Source organism: Pseudomonas sp. MYb541, assembly GCF_037479595.1.
GTDB classification, from domain to species: Bacteria; Pseudomonadota; Gammaproteobacteria; order Pseudomonadales; family Pseudomonadaceae; genus Aquipseudomonas; species Aquipseudomonas canadensis.
The window spans coordinates 39,798-56,043 of the sequence record NZ_JBBGYS010000003.1 but is presented as its reverse complement, the minus strand read 5'-3'; the positions used below and the strand labels follow the sequence as shown (position 1 = coordinate 56,043).

12 protein-coding genes and 4 tRNA genes are annotated in these 16,246 nt (G+C 59.0%); 7 read left to right on the top strand and 9 right to left on the bottom strand.

Going from position 1 to position 16,246, the window contains the following annotated elements; all coding sequences use genetic code 11:
* Positions 1-152: 152 nt before the first annotated feature.
* The 7 genes from clpX to WH299_RS02680 form a co-directional block, all read right to left on the bottom strand.
* Positions 153-1,436 (bottom strand): ATP-dependent Clp protease ATP-binding subunit ClpX, encoded by a 1,284-nt coding sequence (gene clpX / locus WH299_RS02710; RefSeq protein ID WP_010209414.1) that lies wholly within the window; start codon positions 1,434-1,436, stop codon positions 153-155.
* A gap of 112 nt (positions 1,437-1,548) precedes the next feature.
* Complete coding sequence (clpP, locus tag WH299_RS02705) at positions 1,549-2,184, bottom strand: ATP-dependent Clp endopeptidase proteolytic subunit ClpP (RefSeq protein WP_028616935.1); 636 nt, start codon at positions 2,182-2,184, stop codon at positions 1,549-1,551.
* Between the two features lie 91 nt (positions 2,185-2,275).
* On the bottom strand, positions 2,276-3,586 hold the full coding sequence (gene tig, locus WH299_RS02700) for a trigger factor (protein ID WP_038848420.1): 1,311 nt from the start codon (positions 3,584-3,586) through the stop codon (positions 2,276-2,278).
* Positions 3,587-3,987: 401 nt separating this feature from the next.
* Positions 3,988-4,063: transfer RNA gene (locus tag WH299_RS02695), tRNA-His, on the bottom strand.
* Between the two features lie 77 nt (positions 4,064-4,140).
* Positions 4,141-4,225, bottom strand: a tRNA-Leu gene (locus tag WH299_RS02690).
* A gap of 56 nt (positions 4,226-4,281) precedes the next feature.
* Positions 4,282-4,357, bottom strand: a tRNA-His gene (locus WH299_RS02685).
* 32 nt (positions 4,358-4,389) lie between these two features.
* A tRNA-Arg gene (locus WH299_RS02680) sits at positions 4,390-4,466 on the bottom strand.
* 279 nt (positions 4,467-4,745) lie between these two features.
* Here WH299_RS02680 and folD point away from each other — a divergent pair.
* From folD to pbpG, 3 genes are all read left to right on the top strand, one after another.
* On the top strand, positions 4,746-5,600 hold the full coding sequence (gene folD, locus WH299_RS02675; RefSeq protein ID WP_028616937.1) for a bifunctional methylenetetrahydrofolate dehydrogenase/methenyltetrahydrofolate cyclohydrolase FolD: 855 nt from the start codon (positions 4,746-4,748) through the stop codon (positions 5,598-5,600).
* Positions 5,601-5,693: 93 nt separating this feature from the next.
* Positions 5,694-7,724: a hypothetical protein gene (locus tag WH299_RS02670; RefSeq protein ID WP_339549537.1), complete on the top strand. Its 2,031-nt coding sequence runs from the start codon at positions 5,694-5,696 to the stop codon at positions 7,722-7,724.
* 131 nt (positions 7,725-7,855) lie between these two features.
* Entirely contained in the window at positions 7,856-8,779 is a 924-nt protein-coding gene (pbpG, locus tag WH299_RS02665; protein WP_028616939.1) for a D-alanyl-D-alanine endopeptidase, read from the top strand.
* Positions 8,780-8,815: 36 nt separating this feature from the next.
* Here pbpG and WH299_RS02660 read toward each other — a convergent pair whose 3' ends face one another.
* Positions 8,816-9,478: a C39 family peptidase gene (locus tag WH299_RS02660; protein WP_050587865.1), complete on the bottom strand. Its 663-nt coding sequence runs from the start codon at positions 9,476-9,478 to the stop codon at positions 8,816-8,818.
* 209 nt (positions 9,479-9,687) lie between these two features.
* Here WH299_RS02660 and WH299_RS02655 point away from each other — a divergent pair, with 209 nt between their 5' ends.
* Entirely contained in the window at positions 9,688-9,849 is a 162-nt protein-coding gene (locus WH299_RS02655; protein ID WP_016978011.1) for a hypothetical protein, read from the top strand.
* Here WH299_RS02655 and WH299_RS02650 read toward each other — a convergent pair.
* Complete coding sequence (locus WH299_RS02650; RefSeq protein WP_123475506.1) at positions 9,846-10,256, bottom strand: PA0061/PA0062 family lipoprotein; 411 nt, start codon at positions 10,254-10,256, stop codon at positions 9,846-9,848. The two genes, WH299_RS02655 and WH299_RS02650, sit on opposite strands and share 4 nt — an antisense overlap.
* A gap of 201 nt (positions 10,257-10,457) precedes the next feature.
* Between WH299_RS02650 and WH299_RS02645 the strand changes: the two genes are divergently transcribed.
* From WH299_RS02645 to WH299_RS02635, 3 genes are read left to right on the top strand one after another with little or no spacing between them, the layout of a single operon-like run.
* Positions 10,458-13,679: an efflux RND transporter permease subunit gene (locus WH299_RS02645; protein ID WP_126570830.1), complete on the top strand. Its 3,222-nt coding sequence runs from the start codon at positions 10,458-10,460 to the stop codon at positions 13,677-13,679.
* Positions 13,669-14,838 carry an efflux RND transporter periplasmic adaptor subunit gene (locus tag WH299_RS02640; RefSeq protein ID WP_122729218.1) on the top strand — a complete coding sequence of 390 codons (1,170 nt, stop codon included), beginning with the start codon at positions 13,669-13,671 and terminating at the stop codon, positions 14,836-14,838. The genes WH299_RS02645 and WH299_RS02640 overlap by 11 nt, the downstream gene beginning before the upstream one ends.
* Positions 14,822-16,240, top strand: a complete 1,419-nt coding sequence (locus WH299_RS02635; RefSeq protein WP_122729220.1) for an efflux transporter outer membrane subunit — start codon at positions 14,822-14,824, stop codon at positions 16,238-16,240. The genes WH299_RS02640 and WH299_RS02635 overlap by 17 nt, the downstream gene beginning before the upstream one ends.
* Positions 16,241-16,246 lie beyond the last annotated feature (6 nt).

The window sequence follows — 16,246 nt, the reverse complement described above, 5'->3', positions numbered from 1 at the left end:
AAAAATAAGCTTGAAACCAAGATGGGGGCTGCATGCAAAAAAAACAAGCTTATTGCCAGCAGTTAAACGCAGTAAACGCTTTGGGGTAAAAAACGCCGTAAAAACAAAGGGGCCCCTGGAGGCCCCTTGTTTATACCGAAACTGCGAAACGCTTACGCGTCGGGCGCAGCCTTGGCAGCCGGCTCACTGTTTTCGTAGATATACAGTGGCTTGGACTTACCTTCTATAACGCTTTCGTCGATCACCACTTTACTCACCTCGGACTGCGAGGGGATTTCGTACATGGTGTCGAGCAGCACGCCTTCAAGAATCGAACGCAGGCCACGTGCACCGGTCTTGCGCTCCAGTGCCCGCTTGGCCACCGATTTGAGGGCGTCGGTGCGGAACTCGAGGTCTACACCTTCCATCTCGAACAGCTTGGCGTATTGCTTGGTCAGGGCGTTTTTCGGCTCGGTGAGGATCTGGATCAAAGCAGCCTCATCCAGCTCGTCCAACGTGGCCAGGACCGGCAGACGGCCCACGAATTCCGGGATCAGACCGAACTTGACCAGATCGTCAGGCTCGACTTCACGCAGGGACTCGCCAACCTTCTTGCCTTCTTCCTTGCTGCGCACTTCGGCACTGAAGCCGATGCCGCCGCGGGTCGAACGCTGCTGGATGACTTTTTCCAGACCGGAGAACGCACCACCACAGATAAACAGGATGTTACGCGTATCAACCTGAAGGAATTCCTGCTGCGGATGCTTGCGACCACCTTGTGGCGGAACGGAAGCGACCGTACCTTCGATCAGTTTCAACAGGGCCTGCTGCACGCCTTCACCGGAAACGTCCCGGGTGATCGACGGGTTGTCCGACTTGCGTGAAATCTTGTCGATTTCGTCGATGTAGACAATACCCATCTGGGCTTTCTCTACGTCGTAGTCGCACTTCTGGAGCAGTTTCTGAATGATGTTCTCGACATCTTCACCCACGTAGCCAGCCTCGGTGAGGGTGGTAGCGTCGGCGATGGTGAACGGAACGTTCAGCAGGCGAGCGAGGGTTTCTGCAAGCAGGGTCTTACCCGAGCCTGTAGGACCGATCAGCAAGATGTTGCTCTTGCCGAGTTCAACTTCGTCGCCTTTCTTGTCACGCTGGTTCAAGCGCTTGTAGTGGTTGTACACCGCTACGGCCAGAACCTTCTTTGCACGCTCTTGACCAATCACGTACTGGTCAAGGATGCCGCTGATTTCTTTGGGCGAAGGCAATTTATGCGCGCTGCTTTCGGCCTGGGCTTCCTGCACCTCCTCACGGATGATGTCATTGCACAGGTCGACGCACTCGTCGCAGATAAAGACCGAGGGGCCGGCAATCAATTTGCGCACTTCATGCTGGCTTTTGCCACAGAAGGAGCAATAGAGCAGCTTGCCGTTGTCCTCGCCGTTGCGGGTGTCAGTCATTCGTTCGATCCAAATCCGATAGGCTTGCAACACAAGATGAAGGCTTATGCGGGCTTTTTCAAGCCCGCCAGTGGTCGGACATGCCGACCAGCCCTATTTTGAGCAGCTTATATTAAGCGGGGCGCTGGCTGATCACGTCGTCGATCAACCCGTATGCTTTCGCAGCTTCGGCACTCATGAAGTTGTCGCGGTTGGTATCGCGCTCGATTTCTTCCAAGGTGTGCCCGCTGTGCTTGGCCATCAACGTATTGAGGCGCTCGCGAATAAACAGGATTTCCTTGGCGTGGATTTCGATGTCCGACGCCTGGCCCTGGAAACCGCCCAGTGGCTGGTGAATCATCACACGCGAGTTCGGCAGGCAGAAACGCTTGCCTTCGGCACCGGCGGTCAGCAGGAATGCGCCCATGCTGCAGGCTTGGCCAATGCAGGTGGTCGACACGTTCGGCTTGATGAACTGCATGGTGTCGTAAATCGACATGCCTGCAGTGACCGAGCCGCCTGGGGAGTTGATGTAGAGATGGATGTCCTTGTCCGGGTTTTCCGCTTCAAGGAACAGCAGCTGCGCACAGATCAGGTTGGCCATGTAGTCCTCTACCGGGCCCACCAGAAAGATCACTCGCTCCTTGAGCAGGCGCGAGTAGATGTCGTAGGCGCGTTCGCCACGAGCGGACTGCTCGACAACCATCGGGACCAGGCCGCCAGCGGCCTGGATATCAGAGTTCTGCTGAATATAGGAATTACGGAACATGCTCTGCAGTTACTCCCAAATAGTCATGTCTTGAAAACGCATAAGCCAGCGCGAGGCTGGCTTATGGTTGTATTTCCAACGAGTTGGGCAATCAGTCGGCTTGTGCTGCTTCCGCCGGTTTGACTGCTTCTTCGTAAGAGACCGCTTTATCGGTCACCTTAGCCTTCTGCAGAACAGTATCCACAACTTGTTCTTCCAGCACAACCGAACGCACTTCGTTCAGTTGCTGATCGTTCTTGTAGTACCAAGCCACGACCTGCTCAGGCTCCTGGTAGGCCGAAGCCATTTCCTGGATCATTTCGCGAACGCGATCTTCGTCAGGCTTGAGGTCGAACTGCTTGACCACTTCAGCCACGATCAGACCCAGCACGACGCGGCGCTTGGCTTGTTCTTCGAACAGCTCGGCTGGCAGTTGGTCAGGCTTGATGTTGCCACCAAACTGCTGAACAGCTTGTACGCGCAGGCGATCCACTTCGTTGGACAGCAGGGCCTTGGGCACTTCGATCGGGTTGGCGGCCAGCAGACCGTCCATGACCTGGTTCTTGACCTTGGACTTGATGGCTTGACGCAGCTCGCGCTCCATGTTCTTGCGAACTTCGGTGCGGAAGCCCTCGATGCCGGTTTCCTTGATGCCGAATTGAGCGAAGAACTCTTCGTTCAGCTCTGGCAGCTTAGGCTCGGAAACACTGTTGACGGTCACGGTGAACTCGGCGGCTTTGCCAGCCAGGTCCAGGTTCTGGTAGTCAGCAGGGAAAGTCAGGTTCAGAACGCGCTCTTCGCCGGCTTTGGCGCCAACCAGGCCATCTTCGAAACCAGGGATCATGCGGTTGGAACCCAGCACCAGCTGAGTACCCTTGGCGGAGCCGCCAGCGAAGACTTCGCCGTCAACCTTGCCAACGAAATCGATGTTCAGTTGGTCTTCGTTCTGGGCAGCACGGTCGGCCACTTCGAAACGGGTGTTCTGCTTGCGCAGGATTTCCAGCATGTTGTCCAGGTCCGAATCAGCCACTTCAGCGCTCAGACGCTCGATTTCGATACCTTCGAAACCGGCCACTTCAAATTCAGGGAACACTTCGAATACGGCAACGTATTCCAGGTCCTTGCCAGCTTCCAGGGACTTAGGCTCAATCGACGGCGAACCTGCTGGGTTCAGCTTGTGCTCAACAACAGCTTCATAGAAAGAAGCCTGGATCACGTCACCGACAGCTTCCTGGCGCGCATCGGCACCAAAACGGCGCTTGATTTCGCTCATTGGCACTTTGCCTGGACGGAAACCAGCGATCTTGGCCTTCTGGGCAGTCTGCTGCAGACGCTTGTTGACCGCAGTCTCGATACGCTCGGCCGGCACGGTGATGCTCAGGCGACGCTCGATAGCAGTAGTATTTTCAACAGAAACTTGCATGGATATTCCTCGTTGCACAGACGTTAGCCGGCCATTTCCGACCCCAATCAAGGGCATGCATTCTAGTGGGTCAAACTCAAGAAGTCACCCTACTGCAAATACGCCCGAAAACAGCCGGCAATTTATCGGTACGAAGGCACGGATGCACTTCGCCCCGGTGACAAATACAACCCATCACGCCAGGGCTCTGCGCCGCCCCTTCTATATATAGAAGAAGTCGTCATCCATCGCCCTGACGGCCAACCCCGCAAACAGGACTGGCTGGCAGCGCAGCATCATCGAGATACACAAATACGATGAAACGCCCCGCCGTCGCACCCCATCACCTGCAGGCGCTGGATATTTCGAACCGCTAAAACCAAAAAAGGCGCCAGACTGTTAAATCTGGCGCCTTTCGAATATGGGGTGGACGAAGGGGATCGAACCCTCGACAACGGGAGTCACAATCCCGTGCTCTACCAACTGAGCTACGCCCACCATATTGCGTTAACAAAGAAACCAAACCACTTCTTTGTTGAGCCCTGCCCTGCCTTTCGACGGGGCCAAGCTTTATTTGGTGCGGATGAAGAGACTCGAACTCTTACGCCTCGCGGCGCTGGAACCTAAATCCAGTGTGTCTACCAATTCCACCACATCCGCGCTTGAAGCTCTTAAAGCAAAGGCGCCAGACGATTAATCTGGCGCCTTTTAAAATATGGGGTGGACGAAGGGGATCGAACCCTCGACAACGGGAGTCACAATCCCGTGCTCTACCAACTGAGCTACGCCCACCATATAGCGCTACTTGTGCCAAAGCTGCCTAATGGCGCACCCGGCAGGACTCGAACCTGCGACCATCCGCTTAGAAGGCGGATGCTCTATCCAGCTGAGCTACGGGCGCCTGATTAATCTGTACTCTTTGAGGATTACAAACTAAGTGCTTCCAGCCTTGCAGAACAACACGCTATTCTGCTCGACCTTCTTAACCAGTGCTAGGCTGTGCCCGACAAGTGCGACGAATAGTATAGACGCCCTCGAAACCCGTCAAATCTTTTTTGAAAAAAATTCATTTTATTTAAGGGGTTAGGGCAATTTGCAGACCAAGCGCCTTTGCCCTCACGTCTTGGCATGCGAGAATGCGCGCACTTTTCTTCCCCCTCTCGATGGTTAATCACGCGTAATGACTGCACAACTTATCGACGGCAAATCAATCGCCGCCAGCCTGCGCCAGCAGATCGCCAAACGAGTCACCGAGCGTAGCCAGCAGGGCCTGCGCACGCCTGGCCTCGCGGTGATCCTGGTCGGCAGCGATCCTGCCTCTCAGGTTTATGTCTCGCACAAGCGTAAAGACTGTGAAGAGGTCGGCTTTATTTCCAAGGCCTACGACTTGCCTTCCGAGACCACCCAGCAGGCCCTTACCGACCTGATCGACAGCCTCAACGACGACCCGAAGATCGATGGCATCCTGCTGCAACTGCCATTGCCCGAGCATCTGGACGCCTCAAAACTACTGGAGCGCATTCGCCCCGACAAAGACGTCGACGGTTTCCACCCTTATAACGTCGGCCGCCTGGCCCAGCGTATCCCGCTGCTGCGTCCGTGCACGCCGAAAGGCATCATGACCCTGCTGGAAAGCACCGGTGTCGACCTGTACGGCCTCGACGCCGTGGTCGTCGGCGCCTCCAACATCGTTGGCCGCCCGATGGCCATGGAACTGTTGTTGGCCGGCTGCACCGTGACCGTCACCCACCGCTTCACCAAAGACCTCGCCGGCCACGTCGGCCGCGCCGACCTGGTCGTGGTCGCTGCCGGCAAGCCGGGGCTGGTCAAAGGCGAGTGGATCAAGGAAGGCGCCATCGTCATCGACGTGGGCATCAACCGTCAGGACGACGGCAAGCTGGTGGGCGATGTGGTGTACGAAACCGCCCTGCCCCGCGCCGGCTGGATCACGCCAGTGCCAGGCGGCGTCGGCCCGATGACGCGTGCTTGCCTGTTGGAAAACACGTTATACGCTGCAGAAACCCTGCACAGCTAACAAGCGCTCCAACAAAGAGCCCTGCCATCGGCAGGGCTTTTTATTGGCCAGTTGCCTTCCCCTCCCGATTCGCTTGACCCCGGCGCGTTGATAATGACCAAGAACAGCGTTACGCAGGCAAGGCACGATGCTATCCCCGGCCAAGGGCTTACCCTGATTATTTTCGCCGCATTCGTCACGCTTGCTGCCGTTGGGCTGAGTCTGCTGGCAATCTACTTCCAAATAGGAAGCAATGTTCAGGTGCCGGTTTTTGCAGCCGAGCGCATAACAACCCCCTCTCAGTTGAATCCCGAGCCAGTTGAACGCGCGGTTTTCATAATTCTCGCCGCACTGGCTCCAATTGGCCTGGTTGCCGCGCTCAGGTTCCTGCGAGGCTTCAACCCGCCACCCTGGCTCGCGGGCCTGACGCTAGCCCTGCTATCCCTCGTATTGGCAGGCCCATTCATCGCCTCGGACTTCACCAGCGTGATGTTCTTCCCCAAGAGCGTGTCGGGTACCAGCCGGACGATCATGCTGGCGCTGTCCGTAGTCCTCTCGATAGCCGTGCTGGTACAGAATTGGACCGGGGGCAAGCCAAGCCGCTCGTCGATGGCGCTTACCATTGCGCTGGCTTGTATAGCGACCTTCATCTTCCAGATAGCCCCTTACAGGTTGGCTTCCATTGACACGGTCACCCTCGCAAGCCAATGGTCTGTCAGCTATGACGCCGCCACCTATGCGCTGACCCAAGTCGTCGCAGGCAAAACGTTACTCAGCGAATTACCTTCGCAATATGGTTTATTCCCGGAACTGATCGCCCCATTTTTCAAACTTGTCGGAGTGAGTGTCTTCTCCGTCAGCACTTTTTTTGCAGTGCTCCAGCTCGTCGGCCTTGTCTGCCTCGCCGTGATCTTGCACCTTCACGTACGCAACCACGGCCTGAGGATATTGACGTTCCTGTGCCTGCTAATACCTACAAGCCTGTTTCTGTACCTGAACGGATTCGCGCAGGAAATCTATCTGCAGTACTACCCTATTCGCTTTATTTGCCCTGCCGTGTCGCTGCTCCTGTTCGCACACTACTGCTCCCGCCCTTCACGCATGCGCCTTGGCGCGCTGGGAATAGCCTCAGGTATCGCGGTTTTCTGGAACATAGATTCTGGAATTCCAGTGCTGATTTCCATAGGCGCAACGCTTTTGGTGAAACCTCTTTTTAGTCAGCGCCCGAAATGGAAAAGTCTGCTACCCGCGCTCGGCTTTTCACTTTTTGCAGTGCTGAGCCTGTGTATCCTGATGATTACCCTGCGAATCAAGGCTGGCGCCCCACTCGGCATTCAGGAAGCCCTTGCGTCCCAGAAACTGTTCTACGGAGCGGGTTTCATGATGCTGCCAATGCCCCTCACCTTCCATCCCTGGCAAGTCATTCTGCTTGTTTATGCAGCGGCGGCCGTCACAGCGCTTTCGGCATGGCGGCGACATAGCGACAAGCCGGTGTATGACTTGCTCTTCTGCACCTCCCTGATGGGACTTGGACTGTTCACCTACTACCAGGGGCGTTCACACATTTTCTGCCTGATGATGGTGCTATGGCCCGCACTGGTAACAGGTGCGGTGCTGACAGACTTGATCCTGCGATCAATCCGCAAACGCTCTACATCTGCCCTATCCAACGTGCTGGCTGTCCCGTTTCTTGTCTTCGTGAGCCTCGGCACGGTGACCCTGGCCTTTTCGAGTCGCAACCTTGTAACAACTGGCATCGACACCCTCTCCGACTTCCACACGCCCAGGGACTCTGTGGTAGCGAACGAACTGGCGTTTCTACGCGCAACCTACAAGGGGCGTAACTGCTTGATCCTGGCACAACGACAGGCTATCTATCATGCGCAACTGCAAACCTCCTCGCCTTTGCCTGGGCCCGGCATGATCGAAACCTTGCTGCAGAGCGACCTCGACGCGCTCATGGCTGGGGCACTCGCGACCCCTCTACCGTGCATTTACCTAGGAATAGGCCCCTCTTCGCAAACCCTGGCGAAGATCGATGACGCGGCGCTCATCTCGCACTATCCGGTCAATGCAAAAAATGACCTTGGAACGCTTCTGTTACTTGAGCCCCCCAAGGTGGGTTCAAAATCGGTACAACCCTAACCAATCATCGGCTTACGGCCTTTATTTAAAGGCCTCTATCGCTTTCTGATCCATACTCCTAAAATGTAACGGCATTTGTCATACAACCCGTTCCAGAACGGTATTTCCTTACTTTTAGCGAGTTCATCCGCGTGAAAATTCGTCTTTCTATTGTCAGCCTATTTTTCGCTTTCACAGGCACCTTTGCGCACGCCGCCGAAACCACCCAGGCCCCGCGTGATACGTCCAAGCTGCAAATCGCTTCTGGCAGCGCCATGTTGGTCGACCTGCAGACCAACAAGGTCATTTATTCCAGCAACCCGGACGTGGTAGTGCCCATCGCTTCGGTGAGCAAATTAATGACTGGCCTGATCGTGCTGGAAGCCAAGCAGAACATGGATGAGTACATCGATATCAACATCACCGACACGCCGGAAATGAAAGGCGTGTTCTCCCGCGTGAAGATCGGCAGCCAGATGCCGCGTAAGGAAATGCTGCTGATCGCCCTGATGTCCTCGGAAAACCGCGCCGCCGCGAGCCTGGCCCACCACTACCCGGGTGGCTATGCAGCGTTCATCGCGGCGATGAACGCCAAGGCCAAGGCGTTGGGCATGACCAGCACTCATTATGTAGAACCCACTGGCCTGTCGATCCACAACGTGTCCACTGCCCGCGACCTGAGCAAACTGCTGGCCGCCGCGCGTCACTACCCGCTGCTGAGCCAATTGAGCACCACCAAGGAAAAGACCGTGTCGTTCCGCAAGCCCAACTATACCCTGGGCTTCTCCAACACTGACCACCTGATCAACCGTGCCAATTGGGACATCAAGCTGACCAAGACCGGTTTCACCAACCAGGCCGGCCACTGCCTGGTGCTGGTGACCAGCATGGGCAACCGCCCGGTATCGTTGGTGATCCTGGATGCCTTCGGCAAATTCACCCACTTTGCCGATGCCAGCCGTATCCGCAATTGGGTCGAGACCGGCAAGAGCGGTTCGGTGCCGGATGTGGCGTTGCGCTACAAGGCCGACAAGAACCTGAAGAATCGCCCCAACGCTGCGGAAGCCCGTCGCTAAACGATATAAAAAACGGCGCTTTGATAGCGCCGTTTTTTATTTGCGTTCCGCCAACACCTTCAGTGCCTGCGCCGCCGCCCGCTCCTGCCCGGCCTGGGCCGTCGCATTCGCCGAGTCGCGCCAACGTTGTGCATCTACATTCGCCGGCAACTGGCTCGGGCGCTGAGTGAGGATTGCCCAACTGCCGGCGCTTTTCCATTTGGACTCAAAGTCGCTGAAGCTCATCAGCAAACGTCGATCCATGCCAGAGCGCAACAACACCGTACTTTTCTGCTGATTGAACCCCACCACGACCACGTAGTGCGCGTCCGACCACAGCCCGCCACCTATCCGCGCCATCACTGGATAACCCGCTGCCACCTGTGCCAGCACCGCTGTCAGCTTGGCGTCCAGCGGGTACACCATCAGCCCGTACTCGCGCGCCAGCACCTGCATATTGCGCTCAAGGTCCGCTTCGCCGCCCGGCAAATGCAGCGGTTTATCCAATAGCCCAGGTGTCATGACAATGCCTTGTTGCGACAGCATGCTGGCTAAAGACGTAGGACCGCCCTGATAAGCCTCGCTGCGAAAGGTCGGCACGCCATTGAGCTCGACGCGCTCCGGCAGGCCCGCCAGTCTCGACGGAGTGGAGGAACACGCCGCAAGGCCCAGGGCACACGCGAGGAACAAGGATGTTTTCAGGTTCGACCGTAACCGCAATTTTCTACTCTCTTGATCAACTGCCGGTAAGGGCCCTGATCATAGGACGCTCTGCCACGTGGGTATAGCCCGCAGGCTTAGTAAAGGACGCGGATAGAGCAAAGAAGTTGGACAGACACGACCATTGGTCAATAGCAGGCAACCGTCAGGTAGCTAGACTGTCCATTGAGAAGACTGTGTGTGCCCCCTGGGGGCGAAAGGAGGCCCTAATGAGCCTTGCAACAACGATTGTCCTGTTGATCTGCGGTTGGCTGGCGGTAGCCGGCGCCATGTTGTGGGGGGTGTTGCGCATCACCCGTCGGCACCATCACCCCCACGTCAAACCCGCTGCGCCCGCCAAACCCCATAAGGTGGCGGTACATCACGCCTAGCCAGGCATGCAATTGAAGTCCTGAGTCGCCGCGACCTCCTTGCCGCGACCATCCATCAAGGATGCGCGCACGGTGGTGCCCAGGCTCGACTCCACCAGGGTGTAGTGCTCACCCGCCTTGAAATCCTTGTATTCGACCCGACCCTGGCAGTCCTGCTGGTTGTCGTCGCCTGGCTCCTCCTCAAACAGCGTCACATCCAGGCGATGATCCCCCGGCGTCACCTCGAAGAAACGTCCGTCATCCACGCGCTTGCCGTCCACGCGTTCGGCCATCAGGTCGTTAGGGGCTTCTTCTTTCAAACCGATCCACGCTTCGCTCGGGTCGGCCTTGGGAATCGGACCGGCGCACGCCGACAACAACAGCACAGCACCGAGGGCCGGGATCAATAACAAGGGTTTGAGTGACATGGCAGGGCTCCAACAAATAGGGACGATGTGTCCAATGGGCTACAAGCTTGAGGAGCCACCCTTTGTAGAACAAATGAATACAGATGAAACGATCTTCAGCCCCTTCCTAAATGTTCCTTCACCTGGCTGAAAGGTGCGTGTTAGGTGGGTCGGGCAAGACTGCCGGGGTTTGCAATCCTGCTCCCTCCGGAGGTTTCACGCATGCTCGGGCTGGTAAAGACCGCACTGCAAAAGCCGTACACGTTTATCGTGTTGGCCATATTCATCTGCATCATCGGGCCGATGGCGGCCCTGCGTACCCCCACTGACGTTTTTCCGGACATTGGCATACCTGTGGTCGCCGTGGTCTGGCAGTACAACGGCCTGTCGCCGGACGCCATGGCTGGCCGGGTGATCTACACCTATGAACGCTCCCTGAGCACCACGGTTAACGACATCGAGCATATCGAGTCGCAATCCTTGCCCGGCATGGGCATTGTTAAAATTTTCTTTCAACCCGGTGTGGATATCCGCACCGCCAACGCCCAGGTGACGGCGGTATCACAAACCGTGCTCAAGCAGATGCCACCGGGCATCACGCCGCCGCTGATCCTCAACTACAGCGCCTCCACGGTGCCGATTTTGCAGATGGCGTTCTCCAGCCCCAGCCTCTCGGAAGCCAAGATCCGCGACCTGGTGCAGAACAACATTCGCCTGCCCCTGAGCGCCCTGCCCGGCCTGGCCATGCCCACACCGATGGGCGGCAAGCAACGCCAGATCACCCTGGACCTCGACCCGCAGGCGCTGGCCGCCAAAGGTTTATCGGCCCAGGACGTCGGCAACGCCTTGGCGCTGCAGAACCAGATCATCCCGGTGGGCACCGCCAAACTCGGTCCCAACGAATACACCATCTTGCTCAACAACAGCCCCAAAGCCATCGACGAGCTGAATGACCTGCCGATCAAAACGGTCGACGGAGCCTTGATCACCATCGGCCAGGTCGCCCACGTGCGTGACGGCTCGCCGCCGCAGACCAACATCGTGCGCGTCGACGGCCACCGCGCAGTCCTCATGCCCGCATTGAAAAACGGCAGCATCTCCACCCTGTCGATCATCGACGGCATCCGCCAGATGCTGCCGCGCATCAACGAAACCCTGCCGCCGTCGCTGAAGACCTCGCTGCTGGGGGATGCCTCGGTGTTCGTGAAACAGTCAGTGGGCAGCGTGGCCCAGGAAGGCATCATCGCCGCGCTGCTGACCAGTGCGATGATCCTGCTGTTCCTCGGCAGCTGGCGTTCCACGATTATTATTGCCGCCTCGATTCCCCTGGCCGTGCTGTCGGCCATCGCGCTGCTGGCGGTCAGCGGGCAAACCCTCAACGTGATGACCCTCGGCGGGCTGGCGTTGGCGGTGGGGATCCTGGTGGACGACGCCACGGTGACCATCGAAAACATCAACTGGCACCTGGAACAAGGCAAGGCGGTGAAGACCGCGATTCTCGACGGCGCCGCACAGATCGTCGGCCCCGCGTTCGTCTCGCTGCTGTGTATTTGCATCGTTTTCGTGCCGATGTTCTTGCTGCAAGGCATCGCCGGTTATCTGTTCCGGCCGATGGCCCTGGCGGTGATCTTTGCCATGGCCAGCTCTTTCATTCTGTCGCGTACGCTGGTGCCGACGCTGGCAATGTTCCTGCTCAAGCCGCACACCCCGGAGCAAGGTGCAGGGCACCACCCAGAAGATGAATTCATCAATCATCACGAGGGTGAGCAGCATCAGAAACAGCGCAATGCCGTGCTGCAATCGGTGCTGAATTTCCAACAGGGTTTCGAGCGGCATTTCTCGAACATCCGCGACACTTATCACGGCCTGCTGACCTTGGCCCTGGGCAATCGCAAGCGTTTTATCGTCGGCTTCCTGGCCTGTGTACTGGCGTCGTTCCTGCTGCTGCCAAGCCTTGGCCAGGACTTCTTCCCGGCCACCGACGCGGGCGCCTTGGCCCTGCACGTGCGCCTGCCACTGGGCACGCGCATCGAAGAAAGCGCCGCCGCCTTCGACCGTATCGAAGCGCGGATTCGTGAAGTGATTCCCGCCGAAGAACTCGACACCATCGTCGACAACATCGGCATCCCGCTCAGCGGTATCGACATGGCCTACAGCAGTAGCGGCACCATCGGCCCGCAGGACGGCGATATCCAGGTCACGCTGAAAAAAGACCACGCGCCCACCGCCGACTACGTAAAGAAATTGCGTGAAGCCCTGCCAGAAAGTTTCCCCGGCAGCCATTTCGCATTCCTGCCGGCAGACATCAGCAGCCAGATCCTCAACTTCGGCGCCCCAGCCCCTCTGGACGTGAAAATCTCCGGGCGCAGCGATGAAGAAAACCGCGCCTATGCGGTGGAACTGGAACGGCGCCTGCAACACGTACCGGGCATCGCCGACCTGCGCATCCAGCAGTCCACCGGCTACCCGTCCTTGCAGGTCAACGTCGACCGCCTGCGCGCCAATGGCCTGGGCATCACCGAGCGGGACGTGACCAACAGCATGGTCGCCTCCCTCGCCGGCAGTTCCCAAGTGGCACCGACCTTCTGGCTCAACCCGGCCAACGGCGTGTCTTATTCCATCGTCGCCGCCACCCCGCAATACCGCCTCGACAGCCTGCCTTCGCTGGAAGCGCTGCCGGTGACCGGCGCCGACGGCCAGTCGCAGATCCTCGGCGGCGTGGCCACTATCTCCCGCGTGCAAAGCCCGGCGGTGGTGACCCACTACAACATCGAACCGACCCTGGACCTGTACGCCAACGTGCAAGGCCGCGATCTCGGCGGCGTGGCCCGTGATGTGCAGAAAGTGCTGGATGACACCGCCTCCATGCGCCCCAAAGGCGCAGTGATCAGCCTGCACGGACAGATCGATGCGCTGCATGAAGCGTTCAGCGGCTTGAGCCTTGGCCTGCTCGGTGCGGTAGTGCTGATCTACCTGCTGATCGTGGTCAACTTCCAGTCTTGGGTCGATCCGTTCGTGATCATCACCGCCTTGCCTGCGGCGCTGGCAGGGATCGTGTGGATGCTGTTCCTCAGCGGCACCTCGTTGTCGGTGCCCGCCTTGACCGGCGCGATCCTGTGCATGGGCGTGGCCACGGCCAACTCGATCCTGGTGGTGAGTTTCTGCCGCGAACGCCTGGCCGAACATGGTGATGCACTGAAGGCCGCGCTGGAAGCCGGCTACACGCGCTTCCGCCCGGTGTGCATGACCGCCCTGGCGATGATCATCGGCATGTTGCCCCTGGCGATTTCCGAGGAGCAGAACGCCCCGCTCGGCCGTGCGGTGATCGGTGGCTTGATCCTCGCCACCACCGCCACCCTGTTGTTTGTCCCCGTGGTCTTCAGCCTGGTCCACGGCCGTCACCCTACTCGCGCCACTGCTGGAGAAACGCCTCATGTCGTCTGATCACAAACCCTCGCGCAAGCGTCTGATGCTCATGGGTGTCGGCGGCCTGACCCTGGCCGCCCTGTTGGTCGCCAACGGCCTGCATGCCCGCACGCTGCACGAACAATCGGTCACCGCCTGGACCGAAACCGCCGCCATCCCGCAGGTGATGGTGTTCCAACCGCAGCAGAATGTCGCTGGCGATACCCTGCGCTTGCCGGCGCACTTGGAAGCCTGGAGCAAGGCGCCGATTCACGCCCGTGTCAGCGGCTACTTGAAGGACTGGAAAGCCGACATCGGCACCCAGGTCAAAGCCGGGCAAATCCTCGCCGAGATCGACAGCCCCGACCTGGACCAGCAACTGGCGCAAACCCACGCCCGGCTGGTACAGGAACAGGCCAACGCACGCCTGGCCGAAACCACCGCCACCCGCTGGCAAAACCTGCTCGCCAGCCATTCGGTATCGCGCCAGGAGGCCGATGAAAAAACCTCCAATGCCGCTGCCGCAAAAGCCAACGCCGAAGCCGCCGCTGCCGACTATGCGCGGCTGTCCGCGCTGGAAAGCTACAAGACGATCCGCGCGCCATTCGCCGGCACCATCACCGCGCGCAACACCGATATCGGCCAGTTGATCAAGGCCGACACCGACAGTGATCCGGAACTGTTCAACATCGCCGACACCCACCAACTGCGCCTGTATGTGCCTGTGCCGCAGAACTACGCGGCGGTCATCCACCCAGGCCTCGAAGCCGAGCTGACCGTGCCCGAGCACCCCGGCGAACACTTCAAGGCGCACCTGATCGGTGATTCCACCGCCATCGACCGCCGTTCGGGCACCTTGCTCGCGCAGTTCGTGGCCGACAACCCCAACGGCGAATTACTGCCCGGTGATTACGCCGAAGCCACCCTGCCGATTCCGGCGGATACCCATGGCGTGAGCATCCCCGCCAGCGCATTGATCTTCCGCGCCCAAGGCACGCAAGTGGCGGTGTTGGATGCGCAGAATCACGTGCACCTGCAGGACATTCACATCGGCCTCGACCTGGGCGAACGCCTGGTCATCGACCAAGGCCTGAAACCCGCCGACCGCGTGGTCGACAACCCGCCGGACGCCCTGCGTGAAGGCGACCCGGTACAACTGGCCGATGCTGCCGGAGGTGCGCATGCGCCTAAGGCTTAAACCCCTGGCAGCGCTGATGCTGCTGGCGTTGCAGGGCTGCTCGATGGCGCCGACCTACAAAGTGCCGAGCGTTGATTTGCCGGCCGGCTACCGCGAACAGACCAGCGATGGCCCCTGGCACAGCGCGCAACCGTCCGATCAACTGGCGCCTGAGTGGTGGACGCTCTACCACGATTCGCGCCTGAATGACCTGCAACAGCAACTGCTCAAGGCCAACCCGGATTTGGCGGCGGCACTGGCGCACTTCGACGCGTCCCAGGCCTATGCCAGCCAGTTGCATGCGGGGTTGTTCCCGCAGATCACCGCCAGTGCGCAGCCGTTGCGCCAGCGCCAATCGGACTCGCGGCCACTGCGAGGCGATACGCAGCCGTCGGTCTACAACAGCAATACCGCAGGGTTTTCACTGAGCTACGACCTGGACCTGTGGGGCAAAATCCGCAACCAGGTGGCGGCCGGTGATGCGCAGGCACAGGCGTCCGGCGATGATTTGGCGGTGGCGCGCTTGAGCCTGCAACATCAGTTGGCGACGTTGTACGTGCAGCTCAACGGGTTGGATGCGCAGGCGCGGATTCTCAACAGCTCACTGGAGGATTTCAGCCAGGCGTTGCAGCTGACCCGTAGCCGGTATGAGGGGCAGATTGCGTCGGAGCTGGACCTTACCCGCGCGCAGAATCAACTGGCCGAGGCCAAGGCGCAATGGGATGAAGTGCGCGGGCAGCGCAATCTGACCGAGCACGCCATAGGAGAACTGGTGGGTGTGGCAGCCAGCGATTTTTCGTTACCGCCGAGCACGCAATTGATCGCCTTGCCGGGGATACCCTCGCAATTGCCTAGCCACCTGCTGCAACGTCGTCCGGATATTGCAGCGGCCGAGCGACGAGTATTTGCCGCCAACGCCAACATCGGCGTGGCCAAGGCGGCGTGGTATCCGGATTTCAGTTTGACGGGGTTGATTGGCGGGCAGACTCAGGGGGTCGGCAACCTGCTGTCCGCGGGCAATCGCTATTGGGCATTGGGGCCGTTGGTCAATTTGCCGATCTTCGATGGCGGTCGTCTAAGCGCCAACGAACGCCAGGCCAAGGCCGAGTTTGAAGAGGCGTCGGCGCAGTACCGCAGCCAGGTACTGAAAGCCGTGCGCGAAGTCGAGGACAACCTGGCGCAACTGCGGGATCTGCAGCAGGAAGCACAGGATGAACAAGCGGCAGCGGATGCAGCGCAGCACACGCAAGCACTGGCGATGAACAGCTATCAGGCGGGGGCCGTGAGTTATCTGGATGTGGTGACGGCGCAGACGGCGGCGTTACAGGCGCAGCGGACATTGCAGGCGGTGCAGACGCGGCAGTTGCAGGCGAGTGTCGGGCTGGTGACCGCGCTGGGTGGCGGCTGGCGACCCTCTTCCTGACACTGT